The sequence below is a fragment of the Pseudomonas sp. C7.1 genome, from assembly GCF_056312395.1.
This window is the reverse complement of record NZ_JBWDTL010000003.1, coordinates 106,040-125,293: the sequence shown is the minus strand read 5'-3', so window position 1 is coordinate 125,293 and position 19,254 is coordinate 106,040. Positions and strand designations below refer to the sequence as shown.

At 61.3% G+C, this 19,254-nt stretch carries 17 protein-coding genes and 1 pseudogene; 6 read left to right on the top strand and 12 right to left on the bottom strand.

Annotated features, from left to right (window positions below):
* The first annotated feature begins 61 nt into the window (after window positions 1-61).
* The 3 genes from AC0T4W_RS03895 to AC0T4W_RS03885 all read left to right on the top strand — a co-directional run bounded on the left by AC0T4W_RS03895 (window position 62) and on the right by AC0T4W_RS03885 (window position 2,418).
* Window positions 62-733 carry a TetR family transcriptional regulator C-terminal domain-containing protein gene (locus AC0T4W_RS03895; RefSeq protein ID WP_476316385.1) on the top strand — a complete coding sequence of 224 codons (672 nt, stop codon included), beginning with the start codon at window positions 62-64 and terminating at the stop codon, window positions 731-733.
* Window positions 733-1,317, top strand: coding sequence for an IMPACT family protein (locus AC0T4W_RS03890; RefSeq protein ID WP_476316383.1), 585 nt, complete (start codon window positions 733-735; stop codon window positions 1,315-1,317). Before AC0T4W_RS03895 ends, AC0T4W_RS03890 begins: the two co-directional genes overlap by 1 nt.
* A gap of 153 nt (window positions 1,318-1,470) precedes the next feature.
* Window positions 1,471-2,418, top strand: a complete 948-nt coding sequence (locus AC0T4W_RS03885; RefSeq protein WP_476316380.1) for an adenosine deaminase — start codon at window positions 1,471-1,473, stop codon at window positions 2,416-2,418.
* A 27-nt stretch (window positions 2,419-2,445) separates the two neighbouring features.
* Here AC0T4W_RS03885 and AC0T4W_RS03880 read toward each other — a convergent pair.
* The 8 genes and pseudogenes from AC0T4W_RS03880 to AC0T4W_RS03845 form a co-directional block, all read right to left on the bottom strand.
* Window positions 2,446-2,979, bottom strand: a pseudogene (locus AC0T4W_RS03880) (cytochrome b/b6 domain-containing protein).
* Window positions 2,979-3,245 (bottom strand): PepSY domain-containing protein, encoded by a 267-nt coding sequence (locus AC0T4W_RS03875; protein WP_476316377.1) that lies wholly within the window; start codon window positions 3,243-3,245, stop codon window positions 2,979-2,981. Before AC0T4W_RS03875 ends, AC0T4W_RS03880 begins: the two are co-directional and overlap by 1 nt.
* A 154-nt stretch (window positions 3,246-3,399) precedes the next feature.
* Window positions 3,400-3,882 (bottom strand): copper chaperone PCu(A)C, encoded by a 483-nt coding sequence (locus tag AC0T4W_RS03870; protein ID WP_476316374.1) that lies wholly within the window; start codon window positions 3,880-3,882, stop codon window positions 3,400-3,402.
* A 183-nt stretch (window positions 3,883-4,065) separates the two neighbouring features.
* Window positions 4,066-4,821 carry an IS21-like element helper ATPase IstB gene (gene istB / locus AC0T4W_RS03865; protein ID WP_476316371.1) on the bottom strand — a complete coding sequence of 252 codons (756 nt, stop codon included), beginning with the start codon at window positions 4,819-4,821 and terminating at the stop codon, window positions 4,066-4,068.
* Window positions 4,822-4,837: 16 nt separating this feature from the next.
* On the bottom strand, window positions 4,838-6,358 hold the full coding sequence (gene istA / locus AC0T4W_RS03860; protein WP_476315339.1) for an IS21 family transposase: 1,521 nt from the start codon (window positions 6,356-6,358) through the stop codon (window positions 4,838-4,840).
* Between the two features lie 241 nt (window positions 6,359-6,599).
* Window positions 6,600-8,126, bottom strand: coding sequence for a PepSY domain-containing protein (locus AC0T4W_RS03855; protein WP_476316368.1), 1,527 nt, complete (start codon window positions 8,124-8,126; stop codon window positions 6,600-6,602).
* Between the two features lie 11 nt (window positions 8,127-8,137).
* Window positions 8,138-10,291 (bottom strand): TonB-dependent receptor, encoded by a 2,154-nt coding sequence (locus AC0T4W_RS03850; RefSeq protein WP_476323441.1) that lies wholly within the window; start codon window positions 10,289-10,291, stop codon window positions 8,138-8,140.
* A gap of 96 nt (window positions 10,292-10,387) precedes the next feature.
* The gene (locus AC0T4W_RS03845; RefSeq protein ID WP_476316365.1) at window positions 10,388-10,774 is read right to left on the bottom strand and encodes a DUF2946 domain-containing protein; all 387 of its coding nucleotides are present in this window, start codon (window positions 10,772-10,774) and stop codon (window positions 10,388-10,390) included.
* A 260-nt stretch (window positions 10,775-11,034) separates the two neighbouring features.
* Here AC0T4W_RS03845 and AC0T4W_RS03840 point away from each other — a divergent pair, with 260 nt between their 5' ends.
* Together AC0T4W_RS03840 and AC0T4W_RS03835 are read left to right on the top strand one after the other, a co-directional pair.
* Window positions 11,035-12,417 (top strand): PAS domain-containing protein, encoded by a 1,383-nt coding sequence (locus tag AC0T4W_RS03840; RefSeq protein ID WP_476316363.1) that lies wholly within the window; start codon window positions 11,035-11,037, stop codon window positions 12,415-12,417.
* A 73-nt stretch (window positions 12,418-12,490) separates the two neighbouring features.
* Window positions 12,491-12,670: a hypothetical protein gene (locus tag AC0T4W_RS03835; protein WP_476316360.1), complete on the top strand. Its 180-nt coding sequence runs from the start codon at window positions 12,491-12,493 to the stop codon at window positions 12,668-12,670.
* A 2-nt stretch (window positions 12,671-12,672) separates the two neighbouring features.
* Here AC0T4W_RS03835 and AC0T4W_RS03830 read toward each other — a convergent pair whose 3' ends face one another.
* The 3 genes from AC0T4W_RS03830 to AC0T4W_RS03820 form a co-directional block, all read right to left on the bottom strand.
* Window positions 12,673-13,857, bottom strand: a complete 1,185-nt coding sequence (locus AC0T4W_RS03830; RefSeq protein WP_476316357.1) for a multidrug effflux MFS transporter — start codon at window positions 13,855-13,857, stop codon at window positions 12,673-12,675.
* A 126-nt stretch (window positions 13,858-13,983) separates the two neighbouring features.
* Window positions 13,984-17,112, bottom strand: coding sequence for an efflux RND transporter permease subunit (locus tag AC0T4W_RS03825; protein WP_476316354.1), 3,129 nt, complete (start codon window positions 17,110-17,112; stop codon window positions 13,984-13,986).
* 12 nt (window positions 17,113-17,124) lie between these two features.
* The gene (locus AC0T4W_RS03820; protein WP_476316351.1) at window positions 17,125-18,264 is read right to left on the bottom strand and encodes an efflux RND transporter periplasmic adaptor subunit; all 1,140 of its coding nucleotides are present in this window, start codon (window positions 18,262-18,264) and stop codon (window positions 17,125-17,127) included.
* A 138-nt stretch (window positions 18,265-18,402) separates the two neighbouring features.
* Between AC0T4W_RS03820 and AC0T4W_RS03815 the strand changes: the two genes are divergently transcribed.
* On the top strand, window positions 18,403-19,041 hold the full coding sequence (locus AC0T4W_RS03815; RefSeq protein ID WP_476316348.1) for a TetR family transcriptional regulator: 639 nt from the start codon (window positions 18,403-18,405) through the stop codon (window positions 19,039-19,041).
* Here the strand turns inward: AC0T4W_RS03815 and AC0T4W_RS03810 are convergent.
* Window positions 19,028-19,240: a heavy-metal-associated domain-containing protein gene (locus tag AC0T4W_RS03810; RefSeq protein ID WP_476316345.1), complete on the bottom strand. Its 213-nt coding sequence runs from the start codon at window positions 19,238-19,240 to the stop codon at window positions 19,028-19,030. The genes AC0T4W_RS03815 and AC0T4W_RS03810 overlap by 14 nt on opposite strands.
* Between the last annotated feature and the right edge of the window lie 14 nt (window positions 19,241-19,254).

Genomic DNA, 19,254 nt, shown 5'->3' with positions numbered 1-19,254 from the left:
CCTCGGCGACTGTGGGTTATCAGTGCAGTCGTCCGAAAACCTGACCCCTGCGGAACCGCCCATGACTGTTGAAGTACTTGCGCATCGAGCCGACCCGAGCACTAAACCCGCCGGACGGATTCGGCAGAAAAACGAAGAAGCGATCATCAAGGCCGCCGAGGAAGAGTTCGCCCGTCACGGCTTCAAGGGCACCAGCATGAACACCATTGCGCAGAACGTCGGCCTGCCCAAAGCCAACCTGCACTACTACTTCAACAACAAGCTGGGCCTGTACCAGGCGGTGCTGAGCAATATCCTCGAGCTGTGGGACAGCACCTTCAATAACCTGACAGTGGACGACGACCCGACTACCGCACTGGCCGACTACATCCGCGCCAAGATGGAGTTTTCCCGCCGCCATCCAAAAGCATCACGTATCTACGCCATGGAAGTGATCAGCGGTGGCGAGCACCTCTCGCAGATGCTCAATCAGGACTATCAGGCCTGGTTCCGTGGCCGCGCCGCCGTGTTCGCCGCCTGGAGCGCCGCCGGCAAGATGGACCCGGTCGACCCCGTGCACTTGATCTTCTTGCTGTGGGGCAGCACCCAGCACTACGCCGACTTCTCCTCGCAGATCTGCCGTGTTACCGGCACCTCGCGCCTGACCAAGCAGGATTACGAAGAAGCCGGCGACAACCTGATCCGCATCATCCTCAAGGGCTGCGGCCTGACGCCTCCTATCAAAGACGCCTGATGCCATTTACTCTGCTAGCCCCTTGCGAGTACCGCGAGGAGATTCGCAAAAGCCGCTTTATCGCCCTCGCCGCGCCGGTTACCAGCGCGGCCGAGGCGCAGGCGTTTATCGCGGCGCACAGCGATGCCAGTGCCAGCCATAACTGCTGGGCCTGGAAGGTCGGCGCGCAGTACCGCTTCAGCGACGACGGCGAACCTGGCGGCACCGCCGGCAGGCCAATCCTCGCAGCGATTGAAGCGCAGGAGACGGATCAGGTCGTAGTGCTGGTGATCCGCTTCTACGGCGGCATCCAGCTCGGCACCGGCGGCCTGGCCCGCGCCTACGGCGGCAGCGCCAAAAAATGCCTACAAAGCGCCCCGCGCATCGAGCTGGTCGCCCGCGAGCAGTATCGCTGCCACTGTCTGTTCGCCGAACTGCCGCTGCTCAAGGCGCGCCTGGCGGAGTTCGACTGCCTGCTGGAGCGCGAAAACTACGACGCCACGGGAGCCGAACTGCACCTGGCCATCCCCACGCCACGGGTCGCCGAGTTGCAGCGGCTGCTGGCGGATATCAGCCGTGGGCGGAGTGAGCTGCTGCCGCAGTAGATGCATTGCATTACGCTTCTGCATTGTGGCTGTGAGCCTGCAGCTTATTTCACGAATTAGCGCGGGCAAGGCGATTGAGCGCCCAGCGATTCGGCGAAGTCCTGTCCTTGCGGTTAAAATTGTCGCAACTACGCCTGATAACGAGATCAAACCATGTACGACTGGCTCAATGCCCTGCCCAAGGCCGAACTGCACCTGCACCTGGAAGGCTCGCTGGAGCCCGAGTTGCTGTTTGCCCTGGCCGAGCGCAACAAGATTGCCCTGCCCTGGAATGACGTTGAAGCACTGCGCAGCGCCTACGCCTTTAACAACCTGCAGGAGTTTCTCGACCTGTATTACGCCGGTGCCGATGTGCTGCGCACCGAGCAGGATTTCTACGACCTGACCTGGGCCTATCTGCAGAAATGCAAGGCGCAGAACGTCATCCATACCGAGCCGTTCTTCGACCCGCAAACCCATACTGATCGCGGCATACCCTTTGAAGTGGTGCTGCGCGGCATCAAGCAGGCGCTGGTCGATGGCGAGAAACAGCTGGGCATCAGCCACGGTTTGATCCTGAGTTTCTTGCGTCATCTGTCCGAAGAAGAAGCCTTCAAAACCCTGGAGCAGGCCAAGCCGTTTCGCGATGCCTTTATCGCCGTAGGCCTGGACAGCTCGGAAATGGGCCACCCGCCGCGCAAGTTCCAGCGGGTGTTCGACAAGGCGCGCAGCGAAGGGTTGCTGACGGTGGCCCACGCCGGTGAAGAAGGCCCGCCCGAGTACATCTGGGAAGCGCTCGACCTGCTGAAGATCGAGCGTATCGACCACGGCGTGCGCGCCATCGAAGACGAGCGGCTGATGCAACGTATTATCGATGAGCAGATCCCGCTGACCGTTTGCCCACTGTCCAACACCAAGCTCTGCGTGTTCGACGACATGCGCCAGCACAATATCCTGCAAATGCTCGAACGCGGGGTGAAGGTGACGGTGAACTCGGACGACCCGGCCTACTTCGGCGGTTATGTCACCGAGAACTTCGCCGCCCTGCACGAGAGCCTGGGCATGACCCAGGACCAAGCCAAACGCCTGGCGCAGAACAGCCTGGATGCGCGGCTGGTCTGAGCCTGACAGATAAAGACAACCGCCGGCTCAGTGATCCAGCTTGCGCCGCTTGCCGGTGACCATCGACAGCGGCAGGTTTTCCTTCAGGCGGTAGCTTTCAAACAGCGCCGCCGCGATGTGCAGGCCCACCAGGGCCATCAGCGCGTTGGCGCAGAATTCATGAATCTCCTCGGGTAAATCAGCGCCCCAGAAGTAGTCGACTTCCTCCATTAGAAAGCCGGTCACGCCCAGGCCGAGCATCAGTAGCATCATGCCGATCATCACCAGAGCGCCCAGCGGGGAATGCCCCATACGGTGGTAATCGCGCCCGCTGAACAGTGCCCGCAGGTGTTCAGCCAGGCGCGCCCGGGTCGGCCAGAAGTCCGCCCAGCGCGCTGCCGGTGTACCGGTAAAACCCCACACCAGGCGAATCGCCAACCAGGCCACGGCGTAGTAACCGAACCAGCGGTGTCAGTTCTCGCCCTCTTCGGTGAAGAAGTAATTGGCCAGGAAGGCGCTCGCCAAAGACCAGTGGAACAGCCTGACCAGCGGGTCCCAAAGGCGTGTGGTGGAGGTGTTCATCAGTCTTCAACACCACCTTTGACGACTTTACCCGTGACCGGATCAAAGTAGATTTCGACCTTCTGACCTTCTTTGTTGAAGCCGTAAATTTCGTAGCAGTTGCCGCCGGTAACTTTGAACTTCTTGATCTCGTAGCCCTGGACTTTAAGGTCCGCCTGGAATTTGTCCTGATCCTGCCACTGCGCTTTGTCGGCGGTGGTGCATTGGGTGGCGGCGAAGGTCAGCGGGCTGGCCAAAGCCAGGGACAGCAGAAGTAATTTACGCATGGTGTAGTCCTCGTGATGCAGGGGAAGTTGTGTCTGCGAGGACTACTTTCGCGCGGCAAGCTTAAGGCTGTATTAGGTAACGGCCAGGCCCAAGCGAATATTGGGCCCAGACCTTACCGAGCGTGTACGGACTGATACCACTCCCAGGGGCCGATCAGTGGGCGTGTCCCTCCCCGTGGCCCTTGTCGCTAGCCGGCGCGTCTTTCTGCACCGCCACTTCAACCTCAACTTCACCGGCCTTCTCGAAAGTCAGAGTCAGCGGAAAGCGCTCACCGTCCTTGGCCTGCTGCTTCAGGTTGAACAGCATGACGTGGTAACCCATGGGCTCGAATTTCACTTCGCCACCGGCGGGAATGGCCACGGTCTGTACCTGCTGCATCTTCATCAGGCCATCGGCGTGGATATGCTCATGCAGCTCGGCCTTGCCCGCCACAGGGGTGCTGACGCCCAGCAAGCGATCAGCCTCGGCGCCCTTGTTGTGCACCACAAAATAGGCGGCCGCCGTTGGCGCTACCGCCGGCATCTCCCGCGACCAGGGATGTTCGATATGCAGCTCGCCGGCGTTGTATTCGTGAGCATTGGCAAACAGGCTGGGGCTTAGCAATGCGGCGAGCAGCAGGGTCTTTTTCAATAACATGGTGTTCCTCCAAAGGTGGACTAAATGTCCATTAAACGTGTTGTAACGCAAAGCCGTGAGGCGGGCCAAGCCTGAGCGTGCGGATTCCACGCCATTCGGACACTCAGCCCACGCTGATCCGGACACCTGTTCCACGGTCATCCGGACAGGCAGTCGGAGCGCAGCGACGCAGGATATGCATTGTTAGTCTGAGGTGCCCGGCGTCGTCAATTTCTTCGCCCGCCTGCGCATCGACTCTCCCTTCAGGTTGATCCGGTAGGCGTTGTGCACCAGGCGGTCGAGGATGGCGTCGGCCAGGGTCGGATCGCCGATCAGTTCGTGCCAGTTGTCCACCGGCATCTGACTGGTCACGATGGTTGAGCGTTGGCCGTAGCGGTCGTCCAGCAGCTCCAGCATGTCGCGGCGCTGTTCGTTGGTGAACGGTGCCAGGCCCCAGTCATCGAGGATCAGCAGGTCGGTCTTGGCGTAGCTGCTCATCAGCTTGACGAAGCGGCCGTCGCCATGTGCCAGGCCCAGTTCTTCCAGCAGCCGTGGCAGGCGCAGATAGCGCACGCTGCAGCCGTCCCGGCAGGCCTGGTGGGCCAGGGCGCAGGCCAGCCAGGTTTTGCCGACGCCGGTGGGGCCGCCGATGATCAGGTTGAGGCCGTCGCGCAGCCACTGGCCGCTGCGCAGTTGCAGGATCAGCGCCTTGTCCAGCCCGCGCGGGGCGCGGTAGTCGATGTCTTCGAGGCAGGCGTTGTGCTTGAGCCGGGCCTGGCGTAGGCGGTTGCTCAGGCGCTTGTCGTCGCGCTCGGTCAGCTCGCGATCGACCAACAGGCCGAGGCGTTCTTCGAAGCTCAGGCTGTCGATGTCGGGTGTTTTCAGTTGCTCGGCGAGGGCTTTGAGCATGCCGTGCAGGCGCAGGGTTTGCAGCTTGTCCAGGGTCGGGTGAGGCAGCATGGTGGGATTCCTTTGTTCAGTGGTAGTAGCCGGGGCCGCGCAGGTTGGCGTGGTCGTCCGGTAGTAGGGGTAGGTTCTGTTGAGCCAGCGGCAGGTTTTCCAGGCCTTGGCGCAGAATCGATTCGAGGCTTTTGTAGCTACAGGCACCGAGGCTTAGGGCGCGCTGGCAGGCGGCTTCCAGCCGTTCTTCGCCGTGGTGCTTGCCCAGGCGCAGGATGCCCAGGCAAGCGCGGTAGCCATGCTGCGGATGCACGCGCCGTTCGAGGATGTGGCCGATCACCCCGGCGGTGTTCGGGCCGGTCTGCTCGGCCCAGCGGATCAGCCGTTGCGGCGTCCACTCGGCATGCTCGCGATGGCTCTTGGGCATGTGCTCGGTCTGCGTGCTGTGCCGGCCTTTGTGCAGGGAGCGTACGTGGCTGGCCACCCGCTGGTTGGCGTGGAAGCACTCCACGGTGCGCGCCGTCAGACGCACCTCCAGCTGCTTCTTCACCAACTGGTAGGGCACCGAGTAGTAATGCCCATCGACCTCGACGTGGTAGTCGATGTGCACCCGCGCCTTCTTCCACTCGGCATAGACGTAGGGCTGCTCCGGTAAAGGCCGCAGGGCCGGGCGATCCAGGCTGTCGAAAGCCGCCTGGCGGGAGCCCGGTAGCTTCTTGAACGGCCGTTGGTTGAGTCGCTCCAGCAGCACGGCGATGGCCCGGTTGAGTTCGTCCAGGGAGAAGAACTGGCGATGGCGCAAGGCGGCGAGGATCCAGCGCTCGACCACCTGCACGCCGACCTCGGCCTTGGCCTTGTCGCGGGGCTTACGCGCCCGCGCCGGCACCACCGCCACGCCATAGTGCTCGGCCAAGTCGCGGTAGCTGGGGTTGATGTCCGGTTCGTAGCGATGGGCCTTGCTCACCGCACTGCGCAGGTTGTCCGGCACCACGATCTCCGGCACCCCGCCGAGGAAGGCGAAGCAACGGGCATGGGAGCCCAGCCAGTCCGGCAACTGCTGCGACCAGGTGGCCTCGGCGAAGGTGTAGCTGGAGGCACCGAGTACCGCGACGAATACCTGCGCCTGGCGGATCTCGCCGCTGTGACGGTCGATCACCGGCATCGTCTGACCTGCGTAGTCGACGAACAGCTTTTCGCCGACGCGGTGCTCCTGGCGCATCACCACATCGACCTTGCCGGCCCAGGCCCGGTAGTGCTCGCAGAACCAGCTGTACTGGAAGCCCTGTGGCTGGCCCAGCCGATACTCCTGCCAGAGCAGCGCCAGGGTCACGCCTGGTCGGCGCAGCTCGGCATGCACCCAGGCCCAGTCGGGAGTTGGTCGTTGCTCAGAGGGGATCTCCGGCGGTGGCGGGAACAGGCGCCGCTCCAGCTCGGCGTCGGACAACTCAGCAGGGAGCGGCCAGGAGAGGCCGCAGGCCGTGAATCGGCAAAGGTAATCACCGGCACTGCTGTGACCTATGCCCAGACTGCGGGAGATCTTACGGACAGACAGCCCGCAATCGAACTTGAGGCGCAACACTTCACGGATTTTACGCATGGATAAACGCTCCACGACGACCTCTCTGCTTCGAAAAAGAGGCCAATGGTAGTGAATAAATCCTGCGTAGCTGCCTGCCAGAAAGTGTCCGGATGGCTGTGGAATCAGTGTCCGGATGCTCGTGGAATGGGTGTCCGGATCAGCGTGGAATCACTGTCCGGATGTGCGTGGAATGGGTGTCCGAGTCAGCGCGGAATCCGCACCTGAGCGACCTAGACCGAATAAGTGAGCGCATCAGACCTCAACTTGAATCGCTCTGTGATTCATACACCGTACGCGGCACGCGCGGCCGTTTGCTGACTCGCACAGCGCGCCGCCCACGCAGCCTCCGCCAGCCCATCACCGTGCCGCTCAGGCAGATCAGTAAACCGCCCAGACTGGCCAGCCACATCCAGCCATCCCAGAGGGGCCTGTGTTGCAGCAGCGGCAACCAATCCCAACTGTGCAGCAGGGCAAACAGCCAGCGCGAGGTGCGCAGCCCTTCATCCATTCGTCCGAGCAATGCACCCGTGCGCGGGTCGAGGTGCAGCCAGGTACTGGCCGGGTCATTGAAGCGCACTCGCAGGATCGGCAATGGCCGTTCCAGGTGCCCGCTCATGCTGTGCCCGGCCCGGGCGTAGTAGTAAAAATCGTAGGCCGTCAGGCGCTCGACAGTGGGTACATCCCCTGGCCGAATCGCCTGAGCTGCCCGCAATACTTCCGCTTCATCCAAACCCCACTGCGGTGTGGATGCATCCATGGCCAGCAGCGCGCTGGCACCCGTATTGTCCACCCCCAGCAGATAGCCACGGCCACCCAGCAGGCGCCAATGCAGCTCACGCACCTGCAGCCCCATCGCATTGAAACGCGACAAAGCCTGTTCAGGCCCGAGAGGGAAGGCCTCGGCCTGCAATGTTCCGCCTTGGTAGGGCGCCAGGCTCAAGGGAGCCGGGCTGTCCAGCAGCCGCCAGGGGTTCATCGACATCAAACCACTGAAAATCCAGGTCAGCGCCAACCCACCAAACAGCAAACCACCGATATGGTGCCAGCGCGCCAGCCCTTTATAAGGGCTGCGCGCGCCACTGCGATAAGGCGCAGCAAAGCGCCAACGCAGAACGCCAACCACAATGCCCAGGAGCGTCATCAGGGTGGCGGCCACGGACAGATAGATCACCACATCACTCCACCAGCGATCCAGCACGCCGCCGCGCAGGGGATAGACCCAGTGCAGCCAGGCACCCAACCAATTCCAGGTCCGCTCGGTGAAGGTGGCATCCCGCACCACTTCACCGCTGCGCCCTGAGACATACAGCAGTGTGCCGTCGTCCAACTCCACGCGATGCAGCGGCCGATCGCCATCCAAGGCGCGTGAATGCGTCCAGGCGTCCTCCTGCACGGATGCTTGAAAATGCACCGTACGCTCACCGGCAAAGGGTTGAGCGGCGGCCACGGCCTCAGATGGGGTCACCGAGTCAATACGCTTGCCGCTGCGCGCATCAACCGCCACCGCTCCCGTCGCAAACCTGACGACAAAGCGTGGTTCGCCAGCCACGCTGGTCAGGCGAATAGACATTGGCGCGGCACTTTCCCCTGTGACAGCGAGCACCTGGGCCAGCGGCACGCAGCAGCCTTGTAGATTCAGCGGCGGCAAATGGGCCAGGTGCTCACGCTGGGTCAGCTTGGGATAACCGACATATATCATCACCAAGCCGGAGACGAACCAGAGCGCCATCAACAGGCACAGAAAAATACCCAGCCAGCGATGCCACAGGTAGAGATAGCGCTTCATCCGGCGGCCTCTTAAAAGCGTGACTGCAAGGCCAACTCAAACGAGCGTGGCGCACCGAGGAACAGCATGTCGCGGCTGGCCCAGCTGGCATATACCTCGTCTGTCAAGTTGCGCGCCCGCAAGGTCAGCAGGCTGTCGGCATCCAGGCGGTAGCTGACAAATGCACCGAACAAGGTATAGGCCGGTGCCTTTAACTGGTTGGCCGCGTCGGCATACACCGAGGCCACATGGCGGCTGTCTGCGCCAACCTGCCAATGCGACGTGAGGTCGTAGGTCAGCCACAGGTTGGCAACCTGATCCGGCACATTGCTCGGGGTATTGCCTTTACGTGAGACCGACTGCCCGCTGACGCTTTCATTGAACTGATCATATTGGGCATCAATCCACGCCAGGTTGGCTTCCGCCAGCAGGCGTGGGGTGATGCGCAGCGCTGTTGCCACCTCGAAACCAAGCGTCGATTGCTTACCCACCGGCAACGTTTGCCCAGGGTTAGCGGGGTCGCGCGTGGCCAGGTTTTCGCGTTCGGTCTTGTAAGCGGCAACAGTGGTGGAGGCTCGCCCATCGAGGAAATCAAACTTGCTGCCGACCTCCAGTTGACGGCCCTTGGTCAGGTCAAAGTCCTTTACTTGTCCCAGAGTAGCAGTCGTGAGAACCCCAGCAGGCGGGTCGGCAGCCGTGCTGTATTGCACATACACATTAGCGGCCGGACTCAAGGCGTAGACCATACCTACACGGCCAGTGGTGGGTTCATACTCACGGGCGAAAAACGCCGGGTTGGTCAGGCTTACAGCTTGGTGGTTAGTCACTTCAAGATCGATGCGATCATGCCGCAGGCCGGTGAGCAGGGACAGACGCTCTGTCAGCTCCAGACGGTTTTCGACAAACAATGCCCAGGTATCGAGTTGATTGGTGCGCTGGCGGGCGTAACCAGGGGTCATACCGGGTAGGTCGAAGAAATGCCCGGGGCCGAAGTGCTCAGCATCCAACACATCGAAGGGACCTGCGACCGAACGCGGATAGCGTGTTTGCACGTTATGGCTGTAATCCAGGCCGGCAGCCCATTCGCTCGACAGGCCAAACAGCCCGCCCTGATGACGCACTTCAAACCGATTGCCATTGAGCTCCTGATCATGCCGTTGCAGCAGTGCGTTACTGCGCTGCACGGCGCTATTGGTGGCATCCGTGTAGGCGTAGGTCTCCAGGTTGCGGTAATCACGCTGCGCGTTGTAGTGGTAGAGCGTATTACGCAGGCTGGTGATATCCGTCAGTTGATACTCGGTGATGGAGCGTGCCCAGCGCACACGCTGTTCATAGCGTCCGTCTGCAACGTTGTAGTTCTCAAAGCGTCGACTCTCGTCCACCTTCAGATCACCGGAGCGGCCCTTGAGCACCGGGCTGCCCCAGTAAGGGCTGTCGACCTGTTCTTCCTGATACTCAAACGCCAGTGTGTGCGAAAGCTGCTCGTTGAAGTCCGTCAGCAGGGAAAAGGCACTGGTCCACGACTCACGCTGTTCGCGATCTACATAGCCATTGCTGCTGGTGCGGCTGACATCCATGCGCAGGTGATTGGCCTCGCCCAACGACTGGTTGAAACCATAAGCCAGTTCGTTGGCATCGAACGAGCCATAACTGATACGCCCTTCGCTGAACGCCTGATCGCGCGTGGCCAATTTGGTCAGGTAGTTGATCGATCCACCGACAGCACCTGATCCATTGAGAAAGCTGGACGCGCCGCCAACCGCCTCAACGCGCTCATAAATCCAGCTGTCCACCGGGCGCGCCGCAATGGCGTCGTACTGCACCGTAATGCCGTTGAACATCTGCGTGACCTGGCTGCCGGTAAAACCACGCCACGAGACAGCACCGGCAAACCCGGGTGGCGCCGCAGCCACCACACCCGGTACGCCATTGAGCATCTGCTGGGTGTTGTCCGCACCGCGACGCTCAATTTGCTCGCGGTTAACGATGCTAACCGAAGCCGGCGTTTCCCTAGGCGTCAGGCCCAGACGTGAAGCGCTCTCTGTTGGGATGTCGAGTGACAGCTCAGAAGCCAATGCAGCACGGCCACGGACTTCACTGTCAGGCAAAGTAACGGCCTGTTCAGCCCAGAGTGAAGGGGTTACAGCGCACAGCAAAGCGGCGCTCAAGGCGCGCGAGGACGGCATAGACATAGCGTATTGTTTTCCTGAAAACTCAAGCAATTGCACGCGGCATAGCATCGCCACATGCAAACGGTAGGCGCGCCATTAAGGCGCCGTGCATCAGGAAAGTGGAGAAGCGCGGGGATTGGCCGAGGGCCAGAGGTAGCGGACAGGTCGCGGAGTGAAGAAGAACGTCAGCAGTGGCGCACGGCTGGGAGCCAGCAACCCCAGCAGACCGAAGAACGCAGCGAGGATGATCGCGCTAAAGGTGGAACTCAGGGAGCAACCGGAGCCGGTGGCAGGGTTGGGCGCTACCACGCCGGAGCCATCCAGATCGGCACCGGCGCCGAAGTTGCCGTCGAAAGAGCAGTACTGACTGCTCAAGCCGCTGAGCTGCAGGCCAGCCATCTGCCCGTGACCGATACTGCAGGCGAACGCACTGAACAGCACGCTGAAATACAGCATCCAGGCCAGCAGGCGACGACGGTCAGTACGGGGCAATTTCATGGGGCGCGACTCTAGCATTGCTCTGGGGCGCATGTGACACAGCAGCACTGCGATGGATTGCCGCAGCGCGCTGGCGGCAATCTTAGTTCGGCCAGGGCGCATCCGCCAATAGCTCGGTACACCTTAGTTGCGCGCTGCTCGAACAGCTTTTTTATCGTGCGCCCTGCATTCAACAGGGGGCCGACTAGACTCAATGCATTGCCTCTTTCAGGCAATGCCCATTCAATACTCTCGACCTGGCTAGCTATTGGCGGTAAGGGATGCGACCCGATCTTCAAGGCCCATTGCGCCTGGCCGGCGTATATATCCTATTCAGCGTCCTGTGGATTTTCGGCAGTGACTATTTGCTGCATACGCTGGTCCTGGACAGCGAATTGTTGGCCGAGCTGCAAACCGGCAAAGGCCTGCTATTTATTCTGCTCAGCACCGGGCTGATCTTTTTTGTCAGCCTGCGTGACCGTCAGGCACAACGCCAACTGCTCGAAGAACTCACCCATAACAGCCGCGTACTGCAGCAAACCCAACGCAATGCAGGTCTCGGCAGCTGGGAATACCGCAATGGCTTCCACTGGAGCGAAGAAGCCCTCTGCCTGCTCGGCCGCGCCCCGGACAGCCAGCTATGTAACCCCGAACAGCTGCTCAGTTGGCTGCACCCCGCCGAACGTTCTGCCGTGCAGCGCGCCCTGCACGCCTTGCTCGAAAACCGCTGCGCCATGACAGTGAGCGCGCGCCTGCTGCATCCCCAGCCACATCAAGCCACCTGGCTGGTGTGGCGTGGTGAGGCCGACGAACACGGTCGTATCCTCGGCACCGTGCAGAACATCAGCGCGCAGAAACGCGACGAAAGCGCCCTGCGTGAGAGCGAACAACGCTTTCGCCTACTGTTCGAACAAACCCCACGAATTGCCGTGCAGGGCTATGACCGCGAACGCCGGGTGATCTACTGGAACCAGGCCAGCACCCTGCTCTATGGCTATGCCGTGCATGAAGTGATGGGGCGTCGCCTGGAAGAACTGATCGTGCCGCTCCCGGCGCGCAACAAGGTGGCCAGCGAGATCAACCTGTGGCAGCTCGGCGGCTCGCCAACTCCTGCGGCAGAGGTGCAGTTACAACGCAAGGACGGCAGCCTGGTCTGGGTTTATTCCAGCCACCTGATGCTGCGCAACAGCCTCGATCAGTTGGAGCTGTATTGCGTCGATATCGACCTGAGCGAACAGAAGAAAATGGACAGCGAATTGCAGGTCAGCGAGAGCCGCTACCGCTCGTTGGTCGAGCACCTGGGTGATGCGATTTTTATTACCGATACCGACGACAGACTGAGCTTCCTCAACCCGGCCTGGGAGCAGATCAGCGGTTACTCGATCCACGAAAGCCTGGGCAGCCCGTTACAGCGCTTTATGCCGGAACTGGGCCAAGCCACGCTTAGCCAACGCTTGGAAGCACTGCGCAGCGGCAAACTGGGCAACCTGCGTCTGGAATGCCAGCTGCTCACCCGCAGCGGCCAGGCACGCCGAGTTGAACTGCACCTCAACCTCAGTTTGCCCGAGCACAGCCTGCACGGCAGCCTGCATGACGTGCATGAGCGCCATCAGGTCCAGCACCCGCAAAGTGAGCGAATCGGACCAGCGGCGCGTCAGCCTTGATTGATTTGTTACAAGTCAATGAAAGTTCACATTAGGCGACTAGACTGGCTTTTCTTGCATAGGAGGCTCGTCGATGAACATCATGATCCAACCGGTAAAAAACGCCGCAGGTCCAGGCTGGCAAGTAAGTTTTGGTAAGCAGAGTGTGACCTTTCGCAGTGAAAGCGAGGCCCGTGAGTTTGTCAGCACCCTGCAAGCGCGCCTGAGTGCGCCACATATGTTGCCGTTCGAGCAGCAGCGCGCCGCTGGCTAACCCTATGCGCGGATCGCGCCGCGCTCGACCCAGCGGGTGAACAGGGAAAAGCTCACAGCCAATACCCCGCACGCGAAGATCACCACGGCAATCGGCCAGGCGCTGCCGTCATGCAGCACGCCCACCATGGCAGCGGCACTGGCGGCAATCACAAACTGCAGGCTACCGAGCAACGCCGAAGCACTGCCGGCATGGCTGCCTTGCCCGGCCATGGCGCAGGCTGAGGCATTGGGCATAAGAATACCCAGGCTGGCAATGCAGCCGAACAATGGAACCAGCAGTGGCCATAAGGCTTGCGGCTTGGCCAGTGCCACCAGCAACAGGGCCAGGCCGCACGCCAGGTAGAACCATACGGTCTTGCCCAACCAGTACGCGGGTCCATGCCGCGCCACCAGCCAGGCATTGAGCTGCGCCACCAGAATAAAGCCCAAGGCATTGCTGCCGAACAGCCAGCCGTAATGCTCGGCGGGGATGCCATACAGTTCAATAAATACAAACGGTGAGCCGGCGATATAGGCAAACATCCCGGCAATCGCACAGCCGCCGGTCAGCGCATAACCGAGAAACGGCAAGTCAGCGAACAGCCGCTTGTACTCCCCCAGCGCGCCGCGCAAAGGCGCAGGAGGCGCATCCTTGGCCAAGGTTTCCGGCAGCCACTTAGCCACCGCCAACAGGCAGATAAAGCTGAACAGCGTCAGGCAGATAAAGATCGACGGCCAGCCCAGAGTGCTGAGCAACAGCCCACCGCCCAGCGGCGCGAGAATCGGCGCCAGGCCCATCACCAGCATCAGTTGGGAAAATACCTTGGCCGAACTGATCGGGTCACACAGATCACGCACTACCGCCCGCGAGATCACCATCCCGGCGCAGCCGCCCAGGGCCTGCACAAAGCGCGCGGCAATCAGCCACTCCAGGCTCGACGCCAGGGCACAGGCCAGCGACGCCAGACTGAACAGCGTGACCCCGACCAGCAGCGGCTTGCGCCGGCCAAAGCGGTCAGCCAGCGGGCCGTACGCCAGCTGACCAATGGCCAGGCCGGCAAAGTAGGCGGCCAACGACAGTTGCACATGCTCCACATCGGTGGAGAACGCGCGTGCCAGGGTGGGGAAGCTCGGCAGGTAAAAATCGATGGCCAACGGGCCAAAAGCGCTTAACGCGCCAAGAACCAACAGAAGACGTAACGGCATGGGTGTCCAAAAATGAAATAACAGATGGAGCCGCCGTGGCCTGAATCAAACCCGAGCTACAGCGGCCTGACAAACCGCTCCCGAATGGCATCCGGGCTACGGTTTGTCATTACTGGCGGGCGCTACTCAAACCGGCGTGCCGGCCTTTTTCCGGCCTTTGCCGATTTTCTCTGCCAGCGATTCCACCAGCAGGTAGAACATCGGGATCAGGAAGATCGCCAGGAAGGTCGCCGCCATCATCCCGCCGATCACCCCGGTGCCAATCGAGTGACGGCTGGCCGAACCTGCGCCCGAGCTGATCGCCAGCGGCACAACACCGAGAATGAAGGCCAGCGAGGTCATGATGATCGGGCGGAAACGCAAGCGCGAAGCCTCCAGCGCCGACTCGAAGATGCCCATGCCCTGGCGCCTGCAAAGCACGGCGAATTCGACGATGAGGATGGCGTTCTTCGCTGCCAGACCGATCAGGGTGACCAGGCCGACCTGGAAGTACAGGTCGTTCTCGATACCGCGCAGCCACACCGCGAGAATCGCGCCGAACACCGCAAACGGCACGGCGGTCACCACCGCCAGCGGCAGGGTCCAGCGCTCGTACTGCGCAGCGAGGATCAGGAACACCATGATCAGACCGAAGATAAAGGCACTGCTACCCGAACCTTGCGAGGCCACTTCCTGGAAGGCCGAGCCGGTCCAGCCGATACTGTAATCGCTACCCAGCACCTCACCCGCCACTTCCTGAATCGCACTCAAGGCCTGACCGGAGCTGAAGCCAGGGGCCGGCCCGCCGAGGATCTTCGCCGCCGGGTAGACGTTGAAACGTGCATAGGTATCCGGGCCGAGAATCCGCTCGACCTTGACCAGACTGGCCAGCGACACCAGCTCGCCACTGCCCGCGCGCACATAGACCTGGGACAGGTCTTCGGGCTTACTGCGGAACTCCGCCTCGGCCTGCAAGCTGACCTGGAAGGTACGGCCATACAGGCTGAAATCGTTGACGTAATAGCTACCGAAAGTCGCCTGCATGGCGGTGAATACATCATTCACGGCCACACCCAGGGCGCGCGCCTTGGTGCGATCCAAGTCAATAAAGTACTGCGGCACGTTGGCACTGAAGGTGCTCTGCACCCCAGCCAGTTCAGGGCGTTTCGCTGCTGCGGCAAGGAAGGCCTGCACCTTTTCGGCCAGCTGCGCGGTGGTGCCACCACTGCGGTCCTGGATATAGCCTTCAAAACCGCCCGTGGTGCTCATGCCGGTAATCGGCGGCGGGTTGAAGCTCATCACCACACCGTCTTTCTGCGCTGCGCCCATGCCCATAAATTCACCGGTCAGGTTGCGCGCATCCAGCTCAGGCGTGGTGCGCTCACTCCAGTCTTTCAGCGGCACGAAGGACACCCCGGCGTTGCTGCGAGTACCGAAGGTCAACACGTCGAAGCCGGCGAAGGTCACCACGTCCTGCACCGCAGGATGGGCCATCAACTGCTGGGTCACGTCACCGGTTAGCTTCTCGGTACGGGTCAGCGAGGCGGCGGGCGGCAGGAAATAGGCGTTGATCACATAGCCCTGGTCTTCGTTAGGCACCAGGGAGCTGGGCACCCGATTAAACAGCACCACCATCAGCGCAATCATCGCGCCAAACAGCAGCAAACCGACCGCCGAACGCTTGAGGAAGAAACGCACGCCAGCGGTATAGCCGCTGGTCAGCTTGTCGAAAACCCGGTTGAACGCGCGGAACGGCGCTGCTGGCTCGTGGTGCCCGGGTTTGAGCAGCAAGGCGCACAGCGCCGGACTCAGGGTCAGGGCCACGATGCCAGAGATCAGCACCGAAATAGCGATGGTGATGGCGAACTGTTTATACATCTCCCCGGCCAGGCCGCCGAGAAAGCCCACCGGAATAAATACCGCGCAGAGCACCAGGACGATGGCGATGATCGGCCCGGTCACCTCCTCCATGGCCTTGATGGTCGCCTCGCGCGGGCCGATCTTGTCGGTGTTCATCACCCGCTCGACGTTCTCGATCACCACAATGGCGTCGTCCACCACGATACCGATGGCCAGCACCATGCCGAACAGGGTCAGCAGGTTGATCGAGAAACCAAGCATGTACATCCCGGCGAAGGTGCCGACCAGCGAAACCGGAATCGCCAACACCGGGATCAGTGTGGCGCGCCAGTTTTGCAGGAAGATAAACACCACCAGCACCACCAGGATCAGGGCTTCGAAGAAGGTGTGGATCACCTCCTTGATCGACACCCTGACGAATTTGGTGGTGTCGTAAGGCACCTTGTAGGTCATGCCGCTGGGGAAGTTCTTCGACAGCCGCTCCAGGGTATTGCTAACCGCCTCGGCGGTGTCCAGGGCATTCGCGCCGGGCTGTAGGTACACGCCAAACGCAGCGTTCTGCTGACCGTTGAGCGAGGTCATCAGCGAGTAATCCTGAGCGCCCAGTTCAATCCGCGCGACATCCTTGAGCAGCAGGCTGGCGCCAGTGTCGTCGGTACGCAGAATGACGTTTTCGAATTCTTTCGGGTCGGTGAAACGGCCCTGAGTGGTCACCGTGTAGGTGAAGTCCTGCTCCTGCTTGAGCGGCTGCTGGCCGAAGCTGCCGGCGGCAAACTGCGAGTTCTGCTCACGGATCGAGTTGACCACATCGGTGGGCGTCAGGTTGTACTGCGCCAGCTTGTCCGGGCGCAGCCAGATGCGCATGGAATAGTCTTTCGAGCCAAACTGGCTGACATCGCCCACACCCGGCAGGCGCTTGAGCTCATCGATCACATTGATTAGCGCGTAGTTGCTGATATACACCGGGTCGCGCGAGCCATCCGGCGAATACAGGGTCACCACCTGAAGAATGTCCGAGGACTTCTTCTGCACCTTGACGCCCTGCCGGCGTACTTCTTCCGGCAGTTTGGCCAGGGCGGCCTGCACGCGATTGTTAACGTCGATAGTGGCCTGATCCGGGTCGCGGCCCACCTCGAAGTACACCGACAAGCTCATGGCGTTGCCGCCGGAGTTGGACTGCTGGTAGATCATCCCCTCAACGCCGTTGATCGATTGTTCAAGCGGGGCGGCCACTGTTTCAGCAATCACCTGGGCGCTGGCCCCGGCATAGCTGGCGCTGACCGATACTTGCGGCGGGAGGATCTGCGGATACTGGGCGATCGGCAACGAGCGCATGGCCATCAGGCCCGCCAGCACGATAATGATCGAGATGACCGCAGCAAATACCGGACGGTCGATAAAGAAGCGTGAGATCACCGGGAACGCTCCTTAGGATTGGCTGGCAGCTGGGGCGGCAACTTTGACCGGGCTGTCCGGGCGCACCTTCGGCAGGCCCTCGACGATCACCCGGTCACCTGCGCTGATGCCGGACACAATCACCCAGCGGCCTTTAGCCGTATGCCCGGTGGTGACCTGACGCATACGCGCCACGCCGCCCTCATCCACCACGTAGACGAAGGTGCCGCCAGGGCCCTGAGAAATCGCGCGTTCCGGCAGAGTCATGGCATTGGGGATGCTCAGGCCTTTGACCTGTACCCGCACGAACTGACCCGGCAACAGCGTCTGATCCGGGTTGGGCACTACGGCGCGGGCGCTGACGGTGCCGGTGCCGCGATCCACAAGGCTGTCGGTGAAGTCCACCTTGCCTTCCAGCGGATAGACGCTGCCGTCGCCGAGTTTGATCTGCACGCTCATTTTGCCGTCTTCCGGCAGCATCAAGCTGCCGTTCTGCAGGCCGCTGCGCACGCTTTCCACATCGGAATCCGGGGCAGCGAAGTTGACGTAGATGGGGTCCAGTTGGGTGATATTGCTCAGCAGGCTGGCATTCGGATCGCCGGCCACCATCAGACTGCCTTCGGAGACGGTTTCCTTGCTGGTGATGCCCGAGATCGGCGCTTTGACTGTGGTGTAGTCAAGATCGATTTGCTTGGACTGCACCTCGGCCTCGGCGGCCTGGATATTGGCTTTGCTCTGCTCAAAGTTGGAGACGGCGTTGTCCAGCTCACTCTCGCTGGCAAAGCCCTTTTTCTGCAATTCGCGGATGCGTTTGAGGTCACGCGCGGTCTGCCGATAGCGCGCCTGCTCCTGCGCCAGCGCGCCTTTGGCGCGGCTCAGTGCGGCCTGGTAGGTGCGCGGGTCGATGCGAAACATTACCTGGCCCTGCTTGACCTGGCTGCCTTCCAGATAGGTGCGTTCCTGCAGAATGCCACTGACCTGGGCGCGCACCTGCACTTCACGGAAGCCCGCAGTACGCGCGGAATATTCAAGCTCCAGCGGCAGTGCCTCAGCCTTGACGATTTCCACCACCACCTCGGGCGCTGGCGGAGCATCGGCGGCAAACAGCGGGGCGGCCAAAAAAGCCAACAGCAAGGAGCCGGCAGTAACCGGCAGACGACGAGGGAAAAGCATGGATGTCTCCGAAAAAACGCAAGGCGCAACGTTTGAGACCAGCAATGCTAGTTACATACACAAGTGGTTGTAAATAGGACATTACCCTTAAGTTCATTACACTTTGTGCTTAGCCTAGCCAGAAATACGCCTGCCGCCATGCGCCGAACCAAAGAAGAAGCCGAGAAAACCCGTTGCGCCATCCTTGAGGCTGCCGAAACGCTGTTTCTGCAAAAAGGCGTGGCGCACACTAGCTTAGAGCACATTGCGCGAAATGCTGGAGTGACGCGCGGCGCGGTGTATTGGCACTTTGCCAACAAAGCTGACCTGTTCAACGCCATGCTTAATCAGGTGCGCCTGCCGCCGGAACAGCTGGCCGAACGCATGCGCGGCTGCCCCGAGCATGACCCGCTAATGACCCTGCGCGGGCTATGCATCGAGGCCATCGAGAATCTAGCCCGCGAGCCGCAGAAGAAGCGCATCTTCACCATCCTGCTGCGCCGCTGCGAATTCACCGAAGAATTGCGCGAGGCCGAAGAGCGCCAGGAAGCCTTTATCAACCTGTTTATCGCGCTCTGCGAACAGCAGTTCAACACGCCGTCAGTGCGCCTGCATGCCGGGCTGACACCACGACTGGCCGCACGCACCGTGCATGCGTTGCTGATCGGCCTGTTCTACGACTGGTCGCGCGACCCCAATCTGTTCGACCCGCTCAGCGACGCCGCGCCGATGATTGATGCCTGCTTTCGCGGGCTGATCCGCGACTGGCCAAACGCCGCAGTACTTACGCCAGGCTGACGCCGTAACCCTGCTCGACAATGGCGACCATCAGTTGATCCACCGGCACGCTGCTGCTCACCTGCACTTCGCCGCCGGGAAACTTCACTTTCACATCCGCCGCCGGGTCACAGGCCAACAGCGCCTCGGTGATGGTCTTAACGCAATGCTGGCAAGTCATGCCATCGACCCGGAATGCATGAACCTGAGAAACCTGCATAAACAACCTCCTGA